The following is an 18,816-nucleotide window of genomic DNA, read 5'->3' on the forward strand; positions in this document are numbered from 1 at the left end:
GGTCGGCTAGCGAGGCACCCGCGCCAGCAGTGCCTCCTTCAGCCAGCGCCCCGCCTGCCCCAGCGGGCGGGCGCGATGCCACTGCAGCTCCAGCGCCAGCGCGTGGCTGGCGATAAAGTCCGGCTCCAGCACCACCACTTCGCCGCGAGCCAACGGCTGATGCAGCAGAAATTCCGGGATGGCGGACCAGCCAAGGCCCCGCTTGACCAGCTCCAGTACCCCGAGATCCCCCTCGACCCACCACACCTGAGCCGAGATGCGAAAACGCTGACGCTCGCTCCCTTCCCGTCGGCCGGTCACCATCAGCTGACGTGCCCCCTGCAGATCGACCTCCCGCAGCGGCTGCTTGCGGGCCAATGGATGATCCGGCGACACCACCAGCGGCATGGTCACCTCCCCCAGCGAACGGGCGACTATCTCCCGCTGGGGATGCACCTTCTGATAGCTGATGCCGAGCTGGGCCCGGCCGGTCACCAGCATCTCGGTCACATCTTCCATCAGCGGGAAGAGCAGCTCCAGCTCCACGGTCGGGTAACGAGTGGCGAACTCCTCCAGCAGGGTGCCGAGCCAGGGGAGGTGGGAGTCATCATCGATGGCCAGAGTGAGCCGCGTCTCCACCCCGGCCGCCAGCTCCCCGGCAATGGACTGCAACCGTTCACTCTGCGCCAGCAGGATCCCCGCCTCCTGCACCATGCGGGCCCCCGCCTCCGTCAGCTGCGGATAGCGGCCGCTGCGGTCAAACAGGGTGAGCGCCAGATCGATCTCCAGATTGGCGATGGCGCTGCTCACCACCGACTGCGCCTTGCCCAGCTTGCGGGCGGCAGCAGAAAACGAGCCGGTTTCGGCGGCCGCCAGCAAGATCCTCAGTTGTTCCAGTGATGGCGTCATCTTATGGCCCTCCGGCAAGCTCTCTCATCCATCTATTTTAGCGATGGATACCAACATGAATCTATCGCTAAAGATCTATAGATTAACCAGCAATCCGTGAATAAATCTGATTGAGAGAGTGACTTATGCGTACCCGTAACGATCGCCTGCGCCATGCCATTGGCTTTGAATTCATTGGCCTGCTGATTGCCGCCCCGCTGGCCAGCTGGGTTACCGGGGTCGGGCTAAACCATATGGGCCCGCTGGCACTGTTCTTCTCGGTGCTGGCCACGGTCTGGAACTACATCTACAACATCGGGGTCGACAAGCTGCTGCTGAAATATCAGGGCCATACCCACAAAACCCTGTGGCAACGGGTGCTGCATACCTTCGGCTTTGAGGGCGGTCTGCTGATCGTCGCGCTGCCGGTCATGTCCTGGTGGCTGAGCGTCAGCATGCTGGAGGCGCTGGTGCTGGACCTGGGCTTCGTCGTCTTCTACCTGATCTATGCCTTCGTCTACAACTGGGGCTATGACAAGGTGTTCCCCATCCCCCGCGAAGTGCCGCACGGTATGCCCCAAGAGGCGCGCTAAGGCACGAATCAGTTGGATTGAAACCGAGAAGTGAAGGTCAACAAGGGAAGGCAACAGAAGAAACGACACGGCCCCACCATGGCAGACATGATGGGGCCGCAACAGGGATCAGCGCTGGCAGGCCGGCTGATTCAGAGGTAAGGATTCAGGCCTGCCCGTCGCTCAGGCCTGGGCCTTGAGTTCTTCGCCGCTCTCGTCAGTTGCGACAGCCTCTTCAGGCTGTGCCTGGGCAGCCTGCAGCGCTTCCAGCTCGCTCTGATAATCGCTCAGGATCTGCTGGGCAAGCGCCATATCTCCCTTGTGTTTGCGCTCGAACAGATGGTGCTGCACCACGCCGTTGAGATACTCCACTGTAATGGGCTGCTCCAGGGTGGCCATCAGCTCCTCTTTCTCCAGCTCGGCATTGATTTCATCGGCGGTCGTGCGCAGCAGCCCGGCCAATTGAACCAACATGCGGCGCTCACCTTCGCGCAGCAGGCTCAACATGCGGTTTCTCTGCTGCTCATTCTGTTGGGTCATACATTTCCTTACGTCAATTGGGAACAAGCCCGCTCATTCTGCCCTGTCCCCATGACAGCGTCTATCTCATGCCCCCCACAAATTTTTGGCGCTGGCTCACAAATGGCTACAGATGCTATTTGAAGCGGCTCTGGGGTATAGTAGCCGCTGATTTTCGGGCGCTTTTTTCACCTTCATCCGCAGACAGGGATGAAACGGCAAGGGCGCCTGCCCGGTTTACCCCAATGAGGTGAAGATCCGCTTTATGACCGACGCCATTGTGGTGCTCTGCACCTGCCCAGATCAAACCAGTGCCGACCTTCTCTGCGAACAGCTGCTGAACCAGCAGCTGGCCGCCTGCATCAATCAACTGCCGGGCGTCACCTCCGTCTATCGTTGGCAAGGCAAGGTGGAGCGCGCCACCGAGATCCAGCTCATCATCAAATCCCGCCAGCCACTCTTTGCCGAGCTGCAGGCATGTATTCAAGCCAATCACCCCTATGAGGTTCCCGAGCTGCTGGCCCTGCCGGTGAGTGCCGGACTACCTGCCTATCTCGACTGGCTCAATGGGGAGACCTCATGACGCTCACCCGCTTGCTCTCTCCCCTGCTGCTCTGCGCCCTGCTGATGACAGCGGTGGGCAGCGCCCCTGCCCACGCCAGCGGCGCCGATCTGCTCAGCTCGCTGGGCATTGAGGCCAATGCCAAACCCAAATTTTTGCAGGTCGATGAGGCCTTTCAGATCGAGAGCGAACAGCGCGGCGATCAGCTGCTGCTGACCCTCCACATCGCCGATGACTACTACCTCTATCGCCACAGCCTGCGCTTCAAGGGGAACAACCTCACCTTCAGCGAGCCGACCCTGCCGGAAGGCACCGAGCACGAGGATGATTTCTTCGGCAAGACCCGGGTCTACTACCAGCAGGTGAGCATCGCGGTGCCGCTAAAGGAGGTGGGGGAAAATGCCACCCTGCGGGTGCGCTATCAGGGCTGTACCGACGGCCTCTGCTACCCGCCGACCGACAAGCTGATCGATGTGGCCCCGCTGGTCACGGCAACCACAGCGTCCACTGCTGAAACGGCACAAAGCGTCGCACCGGTTAGCCAGCAGGATCAGCTGGCCGCCGCCCTCGGCAGCCAGGGCTTCTGGCTCAGTGTTGCCGCCTTCTTCGCACTGGGGCTGGGGCTTGCCTTCACCCCCTGCGTCTTCCCCATGTACCCGATCCTGACCGGCATCATCGCCGGTGCCGGCCATCGCCTCTCCACCGGTCGCGCCTTCCTGCTCTCCTTTGTCTATGTGCAGGGGATGGCGGTCACCTACACCTTGCTCGGACTGGTGGTCGCCTCGGCAGGGCTGAAATTCCAGGCTGCGCTGCAACACCCCTATGTGCTGATCGGTCTATCGGTGATGTTCGTGCTGCTGGCCCTCTCCATGTTCGGGCTCTACACCCTGCAACTGCCGAGCAGTTTGCAAACCCGACTCTCCGGCCTCTCCAACCGCCAGCAGGGGGGCTCTGTAGTCGGGGTCGCCATCATGGGGATGATCTCCGGGCTGGTCTGCTCCCCCTGCACCACGGCGCCGCTCTCGGGGGCGCTGATCTACGTGGCCCAGAGCGGCGATCTCTGGCTAGGCGGGGCGGCGCTCTATGCCCTCTCGCTCGGGATGGGGCTACCGCTGCTGCTGCTCGGCACCTCGGGTGGCAAGCTGCTGCCCAAAGCAGGCGCCTGGATGGATGTGATCAAGCAGCTGTTTGGTTTTGCCCTGCTGGCGGTGCCGATCCTGCTGCTGTCACGGCTCTGGAGCGATCAGATTGCCACTCTCGCCTGGCTCGGCTGGGGGCTGCTGCTGTGCGGCTATCTCTATCACCACAACCAGCACCAGCCCCACTCGGTGGCCAAAAGCGTGCGCGGCTTCGTGCTGTTGCTGGCGATGATCAGCGCCGTGGTAGTGGGCAAGGATCTGCTGCAACCGGCCCCCCCTGCTGCCATCACGTCGGATGCCAGTCAAACGGCGCCGCAGTTTATCCGCATCAAGACGCTGGATGATCTCAAGGTGCAGCTGGCCGCCGCTCGCGGCAAGCCGGTGCTGCTCGACCTCTACGCCGACTGGTGCGTCGCCTGCAAGGAGTTCGAGCACAAGACCTTCAGCGATCCCGCGGTGAGGGAGCGCTTCGGCCAGATGGTGCTGCTGCAGGCGGATGTTACCGCCAACGACGATGCCGATATCGAGCTGCTCAACAGTCTCAATGTGCTGGGGCTGCCGACCCTCATCTTCTTCGACCGCGAGGGCAAGGAGCTGACAGGGCAGCGGGTCACCGGTTTTATGGGGCCTATCCCCTTTGCCAAACATCTCGAGATGGTAAGTGATGCACACTGAGTTGCGTCGCCTGCAGACAAGCGATGCACCTGCCTTGCAGCGGCTGTTCGAGCAGGCCCCCTCCTATCAGGCGACGGTTAGCAATGATCCTCTCTCTGCACAGGCAGGAGAAGAGGAACTTGTCGCCTGCCCATCCGGCCTGCCTCTCTCCGACAAACATCTCATCGGCCGCTGGGAGCAGGGAGAACTCACCGCTGTCATTGATCTGCTGCGCGGCTACCCCAATCCAGACACCGCCTATCTGGGTCTGTTACTGGTGGGGGAACCCTGGCAAGGGAGTGGCCGTGGTCAGTCGCTCTATCTTCACGCCTGCACGCTGGCAAGCTCATGGGGGGCTACCCGGCTTCGCCTGTCAGTGATTGCCAGCAATGAGAGTGCTCTATCCTTCTGGCTGCGCAGAGGCTTCACCGAGTGCTATCGCCGCGAGCTGGCTGGTTATCGGGCCGAGGCCATCGTGCTGGAACGTTCACTGGAACCGTGAGCCGAGGTTTGCCGCCGCGCATTCGCGTGGCACAATCGCCCCTCTCGTTTTGCACTTGTCCGGAGTTTTGATGAAAAAGTGGTTCATCCCCCTGCTAGCCCTCTGGCTTTATGGCTGCAGTGCAGGGCCCGGTGAAGAGGATATCCGCCAGCAGGTCACCGCCAAGCTGCTGGCCGAGACAGACGCCAACCTGTTCGATATCAGCGACTTCACCATCCTCGGCAAGGAGGAGCGGATGGAGGGGGTCTATCTGGTCAAGGTGAGTTACCAGCTCCACTTCAAGCAGGGGCTCGATCAGTTGCAGGTGTTGCACGACGAGGATCTGGTCTACGACCGGGTTGGCCCCTTCCAGCAGGAGATGGGGCTGATGGAGCTCGAGCGTAAATATGGCGAGTTCGAGGCGGGCCAGGTGCTGCCGCAAGAGGCTGAGGTGTGGATGATGAAGGACGAACAGGGCTGGCGGCTGGCGGAACCGGCCCCATAAACACTCAGTCAGCAGAACTTATATGGATAGATTCAGCTCTCACTATATGAGCCTGCTTTATCACTCCATTAGCTTCTCTTGCGTTTACATGTAGCCGGGTTGGCAGCTGTTGCCATTCGGCTTTCTGAATTAATTTTATATAATCTGGGTTTATTTTCTCATCAACAATCATGGCAATAAATGATTCATTTGCACTTGTATTTTTTAATTTAACTTTAAACTCACCTGTTTTAGATGAGTCAACACCTAAAATCCTATAACTGCCATCCAAGTATACTTCATTGGACTTCTTTCTTTCAGTCTTTGTTAATTCGACAGCCACATCACCTGATCACCTGATATATCCATTCCCTGCATAGTTATCAAGGTTGCATCACTAGACCGTTTTAAAATCTCATTGGATGCAGATGCGTAATATTGATTTATTGTTTTCAAGCGTGGCTGTTCGTCAATAATATCCTTCAATATTTTTAGCCGTTCAGTCTCACCCTCTTGACTTAACTTTAGTTGCTCTATCAGGCCTCTTTGTTCTTCACTTTTTATCTCTGCAAGACGAACTTCTTTTTGCCCTTCTAAATAAGAATTAAATGCAGAGTTAGATCCATAAATTGCGGCTATACCGAGCACCATAATCACTAAGTGCTTACTCTCCATTTTCCCCACCATGGAATTACAAATGTTCTCAAGAATCTCCTGAAAATTAATTTCAAACAATGAACTACCAGGCTGAACTTTTACTCTTATTTCTAATAAGTCCTTCTCTATTTGTTTCAACCCTCTTATTTGCACAGTGTTATATCGTGCTAAAGAGTAAGCTCTAAATATAGATGACTGCATTTCAATAAAAGCTTTCATCAATTCAGGCGTGATAGTTGAATCAAATTTATCACCATGTAAATGAATAGACATAGTTGGCCAACCATCAAAGCGAATAGCTAATCCATCAAAATCTAACTTATCATTTTTGATAAGATTTAAAGAATTATACAAATCCGCTTCTGACTTTATAACCAACTCATTCATAATCACACTCTGATAAATTAGTAAATATGCCGCCAATGATATGTTCATACGAGAACATGAACAACATTTTAATCTCGTTTTTTGTCACATAATTTAAATTAGGAAAAAGTTTCGTTTATAAAACATCTTTTATCCGGTGCCACAACATTCCCAGTGCCAGCAGCGGGGAGCGCAGCGCCGGGCCGCCGGGGAAGGTGATATGGGGCACGCTGGCAAAGAGATCGAAACCCCGACTTTCGCCGCAGATCGCCTCGGCCACCAGCTTGCCCGCCATATGGGTGGCGTTGAGGCCGTGACCCGAATAGGCCTGGGCGTAGAGTACGTTTGGGTATTCCTTCAAGCGGCCAATCTGCGGCAGCCGGTTGGCGCCGATCCCGATCATGCCCCCCCACTGAAACTCGATGGCGGTGCCAGCCAGCTCGGGGAAGACTCGCAGCATCTTGGGCAACATAAAGGCCTTGATATCGCGGGGATCCCTTCCCGAGTAGTTGCAGGCGCCGCCAAACAGCAGGCGGCCATCGGCAGAGAGGCGGTAGTAGTCGAGCGCCACATTCTGATCGCACACCGCCATGTTTTGCGGCAGCAATCTCTGGCGCAAGCGGCGATCGAGCACCTCGGTGGCGAGGATGTAGGAACCGGCAGGCAGCACCCGCCCCCCCAGCTCCGGATTGAGGTCGTTGAGATAGGCGTTGCAACTGATTACCAGATAATCGGCGGTAACCCGGCCATGAGCCGTGGTCACCTCGACCTGCTTGCCATAGTCGATATGGGTCACTCGGGAGTGTTCAAACAGGGAGACCCCGAGGCTGGCGGCGGCGCGCGCCTCGCCGAGCGCCAGATTGAGGGGATGGAGATGGCCGGAGCCCATGTCGATAAGGCCGCCGATATAGCGATCCGATCCCACCACGCTATGGATATCTTCCCGCGGTACCAGCTTGAGTTCGTGCTCATAGCCGAGGCTCGCCAGATGGTCGAGATCCTCCTCGAAGCCAGCCAGATGACGCTGACGGGTGGCCAGATCGCAGTAGCCCCAGGTGAGATCGCACTCGATCTTGAAACGCTCGACCCGCTCGCGTACCAGTTGCACCGCCTCCAACCCCATCAGATCGAGCTCGCGCACCCCCTCCTCACCAATCCAGCGGGCAAACTGGCTGGTATCGTGGCCGATACCGCGAATAAGCTGACCGCCGTTGCGCCCGGAGGCGCCCCAGCCGATGCGGTTGGCCTCCAGCAAGGCGACCTTGTAACCGGCCTCAGCCAGATTGATGGCGGTATTGAGACCGGTAAAACCGCCGCCGATGATGCAGACGTCAGCCTTGTGCTCCCCCTCCAGCTCGGGCCACTGTTGCGAGTCGTTGCGGGTGGCCGCGTAGTAGGAGGCGACGTGCTCCTGATATCCGTTGTGCTTTCCTGCCTGCATACTCAGCATCCTGCCTTGGTTGCAAATTGTTTAATAAAATAAGCAAAGTTGTTTCGATAATACCCAGTTCCTCCTCCACTCACCAACCGGTGCGGATCACAGAAATGCAAAAGGCGCCCCGAAGGGCGCCGTTTCATGCAATCAAGGTGCTGTAACGAATTACAGTACGTCGATGGCGTTCAGGTCGGAGAATGCTTTCTCCAGACGAGCGATCATGGAAGTCTGACCTTCACGCAGCCATACGCGCGGATCGTAGTACTTCTTGTTCGGCTTGTCGGCGCCTTCCGGGTTGCCCAGCTGGCCTTGCAGGTAAGCTTCGTTCTTCTTGTAGAAGTTCAGCAGACCTTCCCAGGTTGCCCACTGGGTGTCGGTGTCGATGTTCATCTTCACTACGCCGTAGGAGATGGACTCGCGGATCTCTTCCAGAGTGGAACCTGAACCACCGTGGAATACGAAGTCCAGAGACTTGGCTGGAACGCCGAACTTCTCGGAAACGTACTTCTGGGAAGCGTCCAGGATGGACGGGGTCAGCTTGACGTTACCCGGCTTGTATACACCGTGTACGTTACCGAAGGAGGCAGCGATGGTGAAACGCGGGCTGATCTTGGACAGACGCTCGTAAGCGTAGGCAACATCTTCCGGCTGGGTGTACAGAGCGGACTGATCCATGTGGCTGTTGTCGACGCCGTCTTCTTCGCCACCGGTGCAACCCAGTTCCAGCTCCAGAGTCATGTTCATCTTGGCCATGCGGGTCAGGTACTCGCAGCAGATGTCGATGTTCTCTTCCAGAGACTCTTCGGACAGATCCAGCATGTGGGAGGAGAACAGCGGCTTGCCGGTTTCAGCAAAGTGCTTCTCGCCCGCTTCCAGCAGACCGTCGATCCACGGCAGCAGCTTCTTGGCAGCGTGGTCGGTGTGCAGGATTACCGGCACGCCGTAAGCTTCGGCAACAGCGTGAACGTGCTTGGCACCAGAGATGGCACCCAGGATGGCAGCTTTCTGACCTTCCAGCTTCAGACCCTTACCGGCAGTGAACACGGCACCACCGTTGGAGAACTGAACGATAACCGGCGCTTTAACCTTGGCGGCAGCTTCCAGTACGGCGTTAACGGAGTCGGTACCAACGCAGTTTACGGCCGGCAGAGCAAAGCCGTTCTCTTTAGCGATGGCGAACACTTTCTGAACGTCATCACCAGTGATCACGCCGGGTTTTACGAAGTCGAAAATTTTCTTAGACATGTTTAATCGTCCTGTCTCGTATGCCGTTAATAAAAAATGGGGGGTTCATCATGAACCGGCACAGCGGGCACATGATAAACGAAACGGGAGGCTTTTGCCCCCCGTTCCGGGTCAATTAGGCTTTGGCGCGCTGTTCCAGAATCGCAACAGCCGGCAGTACCTTGCCTTCTACGAACTCCAGGAAGGCGCCGCCGCCAGTGGAGATGTAGGAGACTTTGTCAGCGATGCCGAACTTGTCGATGGCAGCCAGGGTGTCACCACCGCCAGCGATGGAGAATGCCGGAGAAGCAGCGATGGCTTCAGCGATAACCTTGGTGCCTTCAGCGAACTGGTCGAACTCGAACACGCCAACCGGACCGTTCCACAGGATGGTCTTGGCGTTCATGATGATGTCAGCCAAGGCCTTGGCAGAATCCGGGCCGATGTCGAAGATCATGTCGCCGTCGGTCACGTCAGAGACGGACTTGATGGTCGCCGGAGTGGACTCGGAGAACTCGGCACCTACCACCACGTCGGTGGTCACAGGAATGTTGGTCTCGGCAGCCAGTTTCTTGGCGGTGTCGATCAGATCGTGCTCGCACAGGGACTTGCCGACGTTGTGACCGGCAGCAGCGATGAAGGTGTTGGCGATGCCGCCACCGACAACCAGCTGGTCAGCGATTTTGGAGAGGGATTCCAGAACGGTCAGCTTGGTGGAGACCTTGGAGCCGCCAACGATGGCAACCATCGGGCGCTCGGGCTTCAGCATGGCTTTGCCCAGTGCTTCCAGTTCACCCGCCAGCAGCGGGCCGGCACAAGCAACCGGTGCGAACTGTGCAACACCGTAGGTGGAACCTTCGGCGCGGTGAGCAGTACCGAACGCATCCATTACAAAGACGTCACACAGGGCGGCGTATTTTTTTGCCAGCTCTTCGGTGTTCTTCTTCTCGCCTTTGTTGAAACGGCAGTTTTCCAGCACAACCAGCTCACCGGCAGCGACTTCTACGCCATCCAGGTAATCCTTGGCCAGGCGAACCGGGCAGGACAGAGCGTCTTTCAGATAGTTGACAACCGGAGCTAGGGAGAATTCTTCGTTGTATTCACCCTCGGTCGGACGACCCAGGTGGGAGGTGATCATCAGCTTGGCGCCCTTTTCCAGAGCCAGCTTGATGGTCGGCAGAGTCGCAACGATACGTGCATCGGAGGTGACCTTGCCGTCTTTTACCGGTACGTTCAGGTCAGCACGGATCAGAACGCGTTTACCCGCCAGATCCAGGTCAGTCATCTTGATAACAGACATATTCAGTCCTCTATATTTTCCAGGTAATGTTAAAAACAGTAACCTTTCGCCCGGGGCAGGCTCAGCCTGCGGCCATCATGGCCCGGGTGGTATCCAGCATCCGGTTTGCGAAGCCCCATTCGTTATCGCACCACATCAACATCTTGACGAGGTTGGCATCGCTCACCCGGGTCTGGGTACCATCAATGATGCAGGAGTGTGCATCATGATTGAAGTCTACGGAGACCAGAGGTTCTTCCGTGTAATCCAGAATACCGTGTAATGTACCTCTGGATGCCCGTTGCAGGGCTTGATTTACGTCAGTAACTGTCACTTTTTTACGAACAGTAATACTGAGATCCATCGCTGTTACATTGATGGTCGGCACCCGCACCGCGATCGCCTCGAACTTGCCGGCGAAGTGAGGCAGGATACGCTCCAGCCCCTTTGCCAGCTTGGTGTCCACCGGAATGATGGACTGACTGGCAGCGCGGGTTCGGCGCAAGTCACTGTGGTAGGCATCGATGACTTGCTGATCATGCATGGCCGAATGAATTGTCGTAATAGTACCACAATTTATCTCGAATTCTCGATGCAATGTTTCAATCACCGGCACCACGCAGTTGGTGGTACAGGAGGCGTTGGAGACGATCCGCTCCGCTCCGGTGAGGGTATGGTGGTTGACCCCGTAGACCACGGTGGCATCCACATCCGCATCCGCCGGGTGGGAGAAGAGCACCTTGCCCGCCCCCGCCGCCAGATGCAGCTCGGCATCGGCCCGCGAGCCAAACACCCCGGTGCAATCGAGCACCACATCGACCCCCAGCGCCCGCCACGGCAGCTTTGACGGATCCCGCTCGGCAAAAAGGGCGATGAGATCCTCCCCCACCAGCATGCTGTTGCCCGCCAGTTGCACCGGATGGTGGAAGCGACCGTGACTGGTATCGTAACGGGTCAGGTGCACCATGGCCTCGGGGGCCGCCAGCTCGTTGATGGCGACTATCTTGATGGTCTTGTCGCGCCCGCTTTCATAGAGGGCTCGCAACACGTTGCGACCGATCCGTCCGTAACCATTGATGGCAATCTTGATCATCGAGAATCCGTTTCCTTGAACCAGCAACAGGGCGGCGCACCGGCCGCCCGGGAGCCCCGGCTACGACAGCAGGGCCTCCTTGAATTCACCGCGGGCCAGCAGTGCGGCCCCGAATACCCCGGCACTGTCGCCAAGGGCAGGAGCAATAATGGGGGTTGCGAAGCGGGGATTAAAGAGGAAGGGCAAAATTGTCTGCCGTCCGGCGCTGTAAAGGCTCTGCACATTGCCCACCCCGCCACCGATGACGATCACATCCGGGTCGAGAATATTGACCACGTTGGCCAACGCCTGACCAAACAGCAGATGCAGCCGGTCGATGGTGAGCCTGGCCACATGATCGTGAGCCGTGGCGGCCGCGATTTGGGCAAGCGAGAGGCGACGCTTGGCCTTGGCTTCATACCAGGCCTCCAGCGCCGGGCCGCTGACCAGAGTCTCGACACAGCCGCGCTTGCCGCAGTAGCACTCGGGACCATCGGGAGAAAGCACGTTGTGGCCCCACTCGCCGGCGATGCCGTGGTGGCCGTTGAGGATCTGGCCGTTGATGACGATGCCGGAGCCGACCCCGGTGCCCATGATGATGCCGAACACCACTTTCGCATCGGGATGGTGCTGGCGCACCGCACCAAGATGTGTTTCTGCCAGCGCGAAGCAGTTGGCGTCGTTGGCAATCAGCACCGGCACGCCCAGCTTGCGCTCCAGCTCCTCCTTGAACGGCTTGCCGTTGAGCTCGGTGGTGTTGCAGTTCTTCATCAGACCGGTCTGCGGATCCCGCGCCCCCGGCGTGCCCATACCGATGACGGCCGGGCGCTGGCCAATCTTCTCGGCGCACTCAGCTACCAGCTTGGCGATCTGGCCGATCATATGCTCATAACCGCCAGCCCGCTCGGTGGGGATGCGGTGGCGCAGCAGCACCTCGTCGCCATCCAGCACCACGCATTCACACTTGGTACCGCCAAGATCGATACCCCAATCCAGTGACTTGCTGCTCATCTTGCCTCCTGCACGGGCGCCACGCTCTCGTCGTCGCGGCGCCTTTTTCAATGTAAAACGGGGCCTTGCGGCCCCGGATATCAAACACACTCTTCTTCTCTCGCCCCGGCCTTAGCGACCGTGGTACTGGGCGGAGAGCTCGTGTACCGCGTTGACGAACACGCCAGCGTGTTCCGGGTTAACATCCTGATGGATGCCGTGGCCGAGGTTGAATACATGGCCATTGCCGTGACCGAAACCGGCCAGAATGGAGGCGACCTCTTCACGAATGCGAGCGGGAGTGGCGTAGAGCATGGAGGGATCCATGTTGCCCTGCAGCGCCACCTTGTCGCCGACCCGACGCTTGGCATCGGCAATGTCGGTGGTCCAGTCCAGACCCAGCGCATCGCACCCGGTGGCGGCGATCTGCTCCAGCCACTGACCGCCGTTCTTGGTGAACAGGGTGACCGGCACGCGGCGACCGTCGTGCTCGCGGATCAGGCCATCGACAATCTTGTGCATGTACTGCAGGGAGAAGTCTCGGTAATCGCGCGGGGTGAGCACGCCGCCCCAGGTGTCGAACACCATGACCGCCTGTGCACCCGCCTTGATCTGGGCGTTGAGGTAGGCAATCACGCTGTCGGCCAGCTTGTCGAGCAGCAGGTGCAGGGTTTGCGGCTCTGCGTACATCATCTGCTTGATCTTGGTGAACGCCTTGGAGCTGCCCCCCTCCACCATGTAGGTGGCCAGGGTCCATGGGCTGCCGGAGAAGCCGATGAGCGGCACTTCGCCCTTCAGTTCGCGGCGAATGGTGCGCACCGCGTTCATCACGTAGCCCAGCTGATCTTCCGGATCCGGAATGGGCAGCGCCTGCACATCGGCCATGGAGGTGATCGGACGCTCGAAGCGCGGGCCTTCACCCTGCTCGAAGTAGAGCCCCAGCCCCATGGCATCGGGCACGGTCAGGATGTCGGAGAAGAGGATGGCGGCATCGAGCGGGTAGCGGCGCAGCGGCTGCAGGGTGACTTCACAGGCCAGCTCGGCATTGCGGCACAGGGACATGAAATCCCCCGCCTGGGCGCGAGTCGCCTTGTATTCCGGCAGATAACGGCCAGCCTGGCGCATCATCCATACCGGGGTCATGTCCACGTCCTGACGCAGCAAAGCGCGCAGGTATCGATCGTTCTTCAGCTCTTTCATCCCAGTTCCTGAGTTCGTATCACGCATAAAATGGCGGCCATAATACCACTTTGCCCACCGGAGCGGACTGCCCAAAACGTGGCAAATGGGCGCGCGGTTGCAAAGATGTGAAGGGGCGCAAACCAGAGCGCCCCGTTTTTAAAATGAAGTGCAAAAAGATTGGCGAAAAGATAAGCGCTTCGTTACCCCTCGCCCGCCAGCGAACGCTCGATCAGCCGCCGGGCGATGGTGCCGTGGGGCGGCAAACGCGGCAAGCGGTCGGCGGTAAAGAAATCGGCAGCCACCAGTTCGTCATCCTGCCCCCGGATTTCGCCGCTCTCGTAGTCGGCGGTAAAGCCCATCATCAGGCTGTGGGGGAAGGGCCAGGGCTGGCTCGCCACATAGCGCACATTGCGCACCCGGATGCCGCTCTCCTCGAACACCTCCCGCGCCACGCACTGCTCGAGGTTCTCTCCTGCCTCCACAAAGCCGGCCAGCACGGTATACATGGGATCGTCCGCCTGATAGTGACGACGATGGGCCGCCAGCAGGATCTCCGGCCCCTTGCGCACCGCCACTATGATGCAGGGGGAGATGCGCGGATAAGCCGTGTGGCCGTGGTGGCACACCTGCGCCCACTCCCCCGCCTTCGGGGTCATGGGGGCGCCGCACTCGCCGCAGAAACGGTGGGTGCGGCGGAAGGTAACGAGCTGCCAGGCACGACCTGCGAGGCGAAAGCCCTCTTCGTCTCCCGCCACCATCAGCTGGCGCAGAGGGCTCATAGCGCTCGTGTCAGCCTCATCACCCAGATCGAGCAGATAGCAGGGCAGCCCCTGCCACTCGTCGAAACGCTCAAAATGGGCGTCAGCCAGCGCTGTGGGCAGGCACGCTTTACTGCCCTGTGGCACTTGACCCTGCTGATCGAGCAGTACCAGATGATCGCCCCCCAGCACGAACCAGCGGGCTTGTTCGGTTAATGACATCAGATAAACACTCTCGTTAAAACAGAACCCTGACCACGGCTGGCCCGCCAAGGGGCAAACGCCGCGCGAATGGCTTCCATCTTACGACCAGCACGGGTCGCTGACGACCCCGCTGTGGCCGATTGTCCCATTCGTAAAAAACGGATGGCGCAAATAAAGGGGCCGCCCTGAGGCGGCCCGCTGTTATCCGGCATCCAGTATCCGGCCTCTATCGACGCGGATCAGGCATCGCCCATCGCCAGCAGGGAGGCGTTGCCCCCCACCGCCGTGGTGTTGATGGTGCGGGTCTTCTCGGTAACAAACCGCCCGAGATAGTGGGGGCCACCCGCCTTGGGGCCGGTGCCGGAAAGCCCCTGGCCGCCGAACGGCTGCACCCCGACCATGGCGCCGATCTGATTGCGGTTGATGTAGACGTTGCCCACGTTGATGCGGCTCGCCAGCTCCTCAGCGTGGGATTCGTTGCGGCTGTGGATCCCCAGCGTCAGGCCGTAGCCGGTGCCGTTGATATCGCTGATCACCTTGTCCAGATCCCGGGTGGCGTAGCGCACCACGTGCAGGATGGGGCCGAACTGCTCCTTGGCCAGCTCGCGGATGGAGCCGATCTCCAGCGCGGTCGGCTGGACAAAGTGCCCCTCCATGGTCGCGGCGGGCATCGGCGCCTGGGCAATCAGGCGAGCTCGCGGGATCATCCGGGCCAAATGGGCATCCAGCCCCGCCTTGGCATCGGCATCGATCACCGGGCCGACATCGGTGTTGTGCTCAGCCGGGTTGCCCACTTTCAGCTCCTGCATGGCGCCGGTGAGGATCTCCAGCACCCGCTCGGCGATCTCCTCCTGCAGGTAGAGCACCCGCAGGGCCGAGCAGCGCTGACCGGCACTCTGGAAGGCGGCGCTCACCACATCGCGCACCACCTGCTCCGGCAGCGCGGTGGAGTCGACGATCATGGCGTTCTGACCGCCAGTCTCGGCGATGAGTGGCAGGATGGCGCCATCGCGCTGGGCCAGGGTCATGTTGATGAGCTTGGCGGTCTCGGTGGAGCCGGTGAAGCAGACGCCGCCGATGCGCGGATCCGCTGTCAGCTTGGCACCCACGGTAGCGCCGTCACCGGGCAGCAGTTGCAGCACGTCGCCCGGAATACCGGCCTGATGGGCTAGAGTCACCGCCAGATGGGCGATAAGGCCGGTCTGCTCCGCCGGTTTGGCAATGACGGTGTTGCCAGTGGCCAGCGCCGCAGCGATTTGGCCGAGGAAAATCGCCAGCGGGAAGTTCCACGGGCTGATGCAGACAAACACCCCGCGCCCCTGCAGGAACAGCTCGTTCTGCTCGCCGGTGTAACCAGGCAGCAGGGTCGCCTGCCCCATCAGGCTGCGGGCCTGCACCGCGTAGTAGCGGCAGAAATCGACCGCTTCACGCACCTCGTCGATGCCATCTTGCAGCAGCTTGCCCGCCTCGCGGGTACAGAGGGAGACAAACTGCTCGCGGTTCGCTTCCAGCAGATCTGCCAGCTTCTCCAGTGCGGCGGCACGCTCGCTCACCGGGGTTTCGCGCCAGCGCGGGAAGGCGGCGTGGGCGGATGCCAAAGCCTGTTCCACCGCCTGCTCGTCGGCCCAGTGGATCTTGCCGACGGTGAGGCTCACATCCTGCGGGCTCAGCACGGTGCGTGCCTCGCTGCGCTTGAGGGTCTCGCCATCGACGATGGGGCCCGCCAACCACTGCTTGCTCTCCAGCTCTTTCAAGCGGGCGAAGAAGGGGCGCTGGATGGAGAGAATGTTCATGTTGACGCCGCTGGAATTCTTGCGGTCGCTGAACAGGTTCACCGGCTGCGGAATGCGGTCGTTGGCAAAGCCGGAGTAGCGCTTGAGGGTGCGCAGCGGGTGCTCGGCCAGCGAGTCCACCGGGGTGTTGGGATCCACCAGCTTGTGGACGAAGGAGGTGTTGGCCCCGTTCTCCAGCAGGCGGCGCACCAGATAGGGCAGCAGATCCTTGTGGGCGCCGACCGGCGCATAGATGCGGCAGTGCAGGCCGGGATTGTCGTTTAGCACGGCGTTGTGCAGCTCCTCCCCCATACCGTGCAGGCGCTGGAATTCAAACTGGCGATCGCCAGCCATCTCCAGAATGCTGACCACAGTATTGGCGTTGTGGGTGGCGAACTGGGGAGCGATAAAGCCGCGAGTCGGCTCGCTCAGCAGGTAGCGGGCGCAGGCGAGGTAGGAGATATCGGTACCCGCCTTGCGGGTAAACAGCGGGTAGCCGGGCAGGCCCGCCTGCTGGGCATATTTCAGTTCGCTGTCCCAGTAGGCGCCTTTTACCAAGCGAACCGGAATGAGGTCACCCTGCTCGCGGGCCAGGGCGGTGAGCCAGCAGAGTACCGGCAGTGCACGCTTGGAGTAAGCCTGCACCACCATGCCGAGCTTGCCCCAGCCACGGTTGGCGTCGGAGCGGTAGAGCTGCTCGAACAGATCGAGAGAGAGCTCGAGACGGTCCATCTCTTCGGCATCGATGCTGATGGCCACATCCTTGTCGCGGGCCAGCCGCACCAACCCCACCAGCCGCTCGCACATTTCGCCGAGCACCCGTTCGCGGTTCGCCACGTCATAGCGCGGATGGAGCGCCGAGAGCTTGATGGAGATGGAAGGGGCCGGGCCGCCGTCGCTGATGCGCTCGTTGCCCACCGCCTCGATGGCGTTACGATAATCGGTCAGATACTTGTCGGCATCCTGCATGGTCAGTGCCGATTCACCCAGCATGTCGTAGGTGTGGGTGTAGCCCAGCTCGCGGGATTTGCGGCTCGCCTTGAGCGCCTCTTTCATGTCGCGCCCCAGCACGAACTGCTTGCCCATGATCTTCATGGCGGCGTACATGGCGGAGCGCACCACCGGCTCCCCCAGCTTGTTGACCATACGCCCCAGCAGGTTGGCCGGGTTGCCGTCGAGCTTCTTGTCCAGCTTGATGATCTTGCCGGTCAGCATCAGCCCCCAGGTGGAGGCGTTGACCAGGGTGGAATCACTCTTGCGAAAATGGGAGGACCAGTTGGCGCCGGAGAGCTTGTCCTTGATCAGGGCGTCGGCGGTCTCGGCATCGGGAATGCGCAGCAGCGCCTCGGCCAGACACATCAGGATGATCCCCTCCTGGGTATCCAGGCTGTACTCCTGCAGGAAGGCGTCGATACCGTCACCGGAGCCGCTCTCCTTGCGCACCTTGGTCACCAGGGTGCGGGCACGCTGGGTCACCTGCTCCAGCGAGGCGCCATCCCCCGGCAGCATGGCCGACAGTTCGGCCAGATAGGCATTTTCATCCACCACGTAGTTCTGGGTGATGGCTTCGCGCAGGGCGGCCAGATCAGAGGGGATATAGTCAGCGGCAAGCACTTGAGTAGCTTTGAACATATGGGGTCTTCCTGTACGCCCTAGGGCTGATATCGACAAAGGCGGACGTGCCGCCGAAACGCCGATAATGTATACAATGTTGCACCCTATATGAAATGAATTTGTTGCCACTCTTTAACAAAGATCGCTCATTCACCCCATGAATTCCCTTTTGAAGCCAATACGCCAGCAAGCGTGAGGGTCATCTGACTTCATTTTGTATACGATCTGCCGCCGCTCTATCGCAAAGCAGCCACGCATTCCGCCCAATACGCCCCAAAAAAAGAAGGGCCGCCACGGCGACCCTTCTCAGCAATTCATTCAGCCAGATGCTGTCAGTTCATCCAGCGATCGCCGCGGCTGCGACGACGGGGCAGCATGGGCAGCAGGATGCCAAGCAGAATACCGGCCCCCACCATGGCACCACCACGGATAAACCAGTCCATCTGCATGTCATGTTCCTGGTTGTCGTAGCTCTGGGTCAGGGCATCATTCTGCTCTTTAAGATTGCTCATCTCCTCACCCTGACTGACCAGCTGGGCCTTGAGGGCGGCGATCTCCTTGCTCTGGGCAGCGATCTGGCCATCCTTCTCGGTGAAGCGTTTCTCGTTGTCACCGTTGAGGTTCTGCAGGCGATCTTTAAGCTCATCGCGCTCTTTTTCCACCTGGGGCAGACGCTCGCGCAGGCTGATCTGGCTCTGCAGTTCGCTGTTCTTGATCCACCCCTCGCGGCCACGACCGTCCACCACCTGGGTAAAACCGGCCTCGCTGTTCACCGCCTTTACCTCCAGCGGTTCACCAGCCTTGACGCTGCCAAGGATCCGGTACTGGGTACCCGGGCCATTGTGGATATAGGTAAAGATGTTGTCTGAAACATAACGGGTATCGGCCAGTGCCTGTTGGGCACACAAGCAGATCAAAATCCCGAGAAGGGCGCGCATGGTCGATCGGTTCTCTTTTTCAGGTTTGGACAAGAGGTTGAATGTTA

At 59.5% G+C, this 18,816-nt stretch carries 18 protein-coding genes; 5 read left to right on the forward strand and 13 right to left on the reverse strand.

From position 1 onward, the window contains the following. Positions 1–6: 6 nt before the first annotated feature. Complete coding sequence (locus I6L47_RS09655; protein ID WP_058053237.1) at positions 7–888, reverse strand: LysR family transcriptional regulator; 882 nt, start codon at positions 886–888, stop codon at positions 7–9. Between the two features lie 125 nt (positions 889–1,013). Here I6L47_RS09655 and I6L47_RS09660 point away from each other — a divergent pair, with 125 nt between their 5' ends. Then, on the forward strand, positions 1,014–1,460 hold the full coding sequence (locus I6L47_RS09660) for a PACE efflux transporter (protein WP_005335423.1): 447 nt from the start codon (positions 1,014–1,016) through the stop codon (positions 1,458–1,460). A 162-nt stretch (positions 1,461–1,622) separates the two neighbouring features. On the opposite strand, the gene I6L47_RS09665 is transcribed toward I6L47_RS09660, so the two are convergent. Then, entirely contained in the window at positions 1,623–1,979 is a 357-nt protein-coding gene (locus I6L47_RS09665) for a hypothetical protein (RefSeq protein WP_144713773.1), read from the reverse strand. A gap of 244 nt (positions 1,980–2,223) precedes the next feature. Here I6L47_RS09665 and cutA point away from each other — a divergent pair, with 244 nt between their 5' ends. The 4 genes from cutA to I6L47_RS09685 all read left to right on the forward strand — a co-directional run bounded on the left by cutA (position 2,224) and on the right by I6L47_RS09685 (position 5,299). Further along, a complete protein-coding gene (gene cutA / locus I6L47_RS09670; protein ID WP_216949206.1) occupies positions 2,224–2,541 on the forward strand; it encodes a divalent-cation tolerance protein CutA in 318 nt (105 codons plus the stop codon). Next, positions 2,538–4,334 (forward strand): protein-disulfide reductase DsbD, encoded by a 1,797-nt coding sequence (locus I6L47_RS09675; protein ID WP_216949207.1) that lies wholly within the window; start codon positions 2,538–2,540, stop codon positions 4,332–4,334. The genes cutA and I6L47_RS09675 overlap by 4 nt, the downstream gene beginning before the upstream one ends. Then, positions 4,324–4,815, forward strand: a complete 492-nt coding sequence (locus I6L47_RS09680) for an N-acetyltransferase (protein ID WP_201991991.1) — start codon at positions 4,324–4,326, stop codon at positions 4,813–4,815. Before I6L47_RS09675 ends, I6L47_RS09680 begins: the two co-directional genes overlap by 11 nt. A gap of 70 nt (positions 4,816–4,885) precedes the next feature. After that, positions 4,886–5,299 (forward strand): hypothetical protein, encoded by a 414-nt coding sequence (locus tag I6L47_RS09685; RefSeq protein WP_216949208.1) that lies wholly within the window; start codon positions 4,886–4,888, stop codon positions 5,297–5,299. Between the two features lie 4 nt (positions 5,300–5,303). Here I6L47_RS09685 and I6L47_RS09690 read toward each other — a convergent pair whose 3' ends face one another. The 11 genes from I6L47_RS09690 to I6L47_RS09740 all read right to left on the reverse strand — a co-directional run bounded on the left by I6L47_RS09690 (position 5,304) and on the right by I6L47_RS09740 (position 18,769). Then, positions 5,304–5,621, reverse strand: a complete 318-nt coding sequence (locus tag I6L47_RS09690) for a hypothetical protein (RefSeq protein ID WP_216949209.1) — start codon at positions 5,619–5,621, stop codon at positions 5,304–5,306. Beyond that, a complete protein-coding gene (locus I6L47_RS09695; protein ID WP_216949210.1) occupies positions 5,606–6,322 on the reverse strand; it encodes a hypothetical protein in 717 nt (238 codons plus the stop codon). The genes I6L47_RS09690 and I6L47_RS09695 overlap by 16 nt, the downstream gene beginning before the upstream one ends. Positions 6,323–6,437: 115 nt before the next feature. Beyond that, positions 6,438–7,742 (reverse strand): FAD-binding oxidoreductase, encoded by a 1,305-nt coding sequence (locus I6L47_RS09700; RefSeq protein ID WP_216949211.1) that lies wholly within the window; start codon positions 7,740–7,742, stop codon positions 6,438–6,440. 159 nt (positions 7,743–7,901) lie between these two features. Continuing rightward, positions 7,902–8,981 (reverse strand): class II fructose-bisphosphate aldolase, encoded by a 1,080-nt coding sequence (gene fbaA, locus I6L47_RS09705; RefSeq protein ID WP_005340963.1) that lies wholly within the window; start codon positions 8,979–8,981, stop codon positions 7,902–7,904. 115 nt (positions 8,982–9,096) lie between these two features. Further along, a complete protein-coding gene (locus I6L47_RS09710) occupies positions 9,097–10,260 on the reverse strand; it encodes a phosphoglycerate kinase (protein WP_005335436.1) in 1,164 nt (387 codons plus the stop codon). 61 nt (positions 10,261–10,321) lie between these two features. Continuing rightward, the gene (gene epd, locus I6L47_RS09715; protein ID WP_216949212.1) at positions 10,322–11,332 is read right to left on the reverse strand and encodes an erythrose-4-phosphate dehydrogenase; all 1,011 of its coding nucleotides are present in this window, start codon (positions 11,330–11,332) and stop codon (positions 10,322–10,324) included. A 60-nt stretch (positions 11,333–11,392) separates the two neighbouring features. Then, positions 11,393–12,322: an ROK family protein gene (locus I6L47_RS09720; protein ID WP_216949213.1), complete on the reverse strand. Its 930-nt coding sequence runs from the start codon at positions 12,320–12,322 to the stop codon at positions 11,393–11,395. A 111-nt stretch (positions 12,323–12,433) separates the two neighbouring features. Further along, the gene (gene hemE / locus I6L47_RS09725; RefSeq protein ID WP_216949214.1) at positions 12,434–13,501 is read right to left on the reverse strand and encodes a uroporphyrinogen decarboxylase; all 1,068 of its coding nucleotides are present in this window, start codon (positions 13,499–13,501) and stop codon (positions 12,434–12,436) included. Positions 13,502–13,683: 182 nt separating this feature from the next. Continuing rightward, entirely contained in the window at positions 13,684–14,463 is a 780-nt protein-coding gene (nudC, locus tag I6L47_RS09730; protein WP_216949215.1) for an NAD(+) diphosphatase, read from the reverse strand. A gap of 221 nt (positions 14,464–14,684) precedes the next feature. Then, positions 14,685–17,849, reverse strand: coding sequence for a bifunctional proline dehydrogenase/L-glutamate gamma-semialdehyde dehydrogenase PutA (putA, locus tag I6L47_RS09735; RefSeq protein WP_216949216.1), 3,165 nt, complete (start codon positions 17,847–17,849; stop codon positions 14,685–14,687). Positions 17,850–18,163: 314 nt separating this feature from the next. Further along, entirely contained in the window at positions 18,164–18,769 is a 606-nt protein-coding gene (locus tag I6L47_RS09740; RefSeq protein ID WP_005335443.1) for a TIGR04211 family SH3 domain-containing protein, read from the reverse strand. Positions 18,770–18,816: the final 47 nt, after the last annotated feature.

This window comes from Aeromonas sp. FDAARGOS 1417, assembly GCF_019046985.1.
GTDB lineage: Bacteria > Pseudomonadota > Gammaproteobacteria > Enterobacterales > Aeromonadaceae > Aeromonas > Aeromonas veronii.

Excerpts from the sequence above, each read along its gene's own strand:
- I6L47_RS09655 (WP_058053237.1), bottom strand. The coding sequence starts at position 888 with ATGACGCCATCACTGGAACAACTGAGGATCTTGCTGGCGGCCGCCGAA.
- I6L47_RS09660 (WP_005335423.1), top strand. The coding sequence starts at position 1,014 with ATGCGTACCCGTAACGATCGCCTGCGCCATGCCATTGGCTTTGAATTC.
- I6L47_RS09665 (WP_144713773.1), bottom strand. The coding sequence starts at position 1,979 with ATGACCCAACAGAATGAGCAGCAGAGAAACCGCATGTTGAGCCTGCTG.
- cutA (WP_216949206.1), top strand. The coding sequence starts at position 2,224 with ATGACCGACGCCATTGTGGTGCTCTGCACCTGCCCAGATCAAACCAGT.
- I6L47_RS09675 (WP_216949207.1), top strand. The coding sequence starts at position 2,538 with ATGACGCTCACCCGCTTGCTCTCTCCCCTGCTGCTCTGCGCCCTGCTG.
- I6L47_RS09680 (WP_201991991.1), top strand. The coding sequence starts at position 4,324 with ATGCACACTGAGTTGCGTCGCCTGCAGACAAGCGATGCACCTGCCTTG.
- I6L47_RS09685 (WP_216949208.1), top strand. The coding sequence starts at position 4,886 with ATGAAAAAGTGGTTCATCCCCCTGCTAGCCCTCTGGCTTTATGGCTGC.
- I6L47_RS09695 (WP_216949210.1), bottom strand. The coding sequence starts at position 6,322 with ATGAATGAGTTGGTTATAAAGTCAGAAGCGGATTTGTATAATTCTTTA.
- I6L47_RS09700 (WP_216949211.1), bottom strand. The coding sequence starts at position 7,742 with ATGCAGGCAGGAAAGCACAACGGATATCAGGAGCACGTCGCCTCCTAC.
- fbaA (WP_005340963.1), bottom strand. The coding sequence starts at position 8,981 with ATGTCTAAGAAAATTTTCGACTTCGTAAAACCCGGCGTGATCACTGGT.
- I6L47_RS09710 (WP_005335436.1), bottom strand. The coding sequence starts at position 10,260 with ATGTCTGTTATCAAGATGACTGACCTGGATCTGGCGGGTAAACGCGTT.
- epd (WP_216949212.1), bottom strand. The coding sequence starts at position 11,332 with ATGATCAAGATTGCCATCAATGGTTACGGACGGATCGGTCGCAACGTG.
- I6L47_RS09720 (WP_216949213.1), bottom strand. The coding sequence starts at position 12,322 with ATGAGCAGCAAGTCACTGGATTGGGGTATCGATCTTGGCGGTACCAAG.
- hemE (WP_216949214.1), bottom strand. The coding sequence starts at position 13,501 with ATGAAAGAGCTGAAGAACGATCGATACCTGCGCGCTTTGCTGCGTCAG.
- nudC (WP_216949215.1), bottom strand. The coding sequence starts at position 14,463 with ATGTCATTAACCGAACAAGCCCGCTGGTTCGTGCTGGGGGGCGATCAT.
- putA (WP_216949216.1), bottom strand. The coding sequence starts at position 17,849 with ATGTTCAAAGCTACTCAAGTGCTTGCCGCTGACTATATCCCCTCTGAT.
- I6L47_RS09740 (WP_005335443.1), bottom strand. The coding sequence starts at position 18,769 with ATGCGCGCCCTTCTCGGGATTTTGATCTGCTTGTGTGCCCAACAGGCA.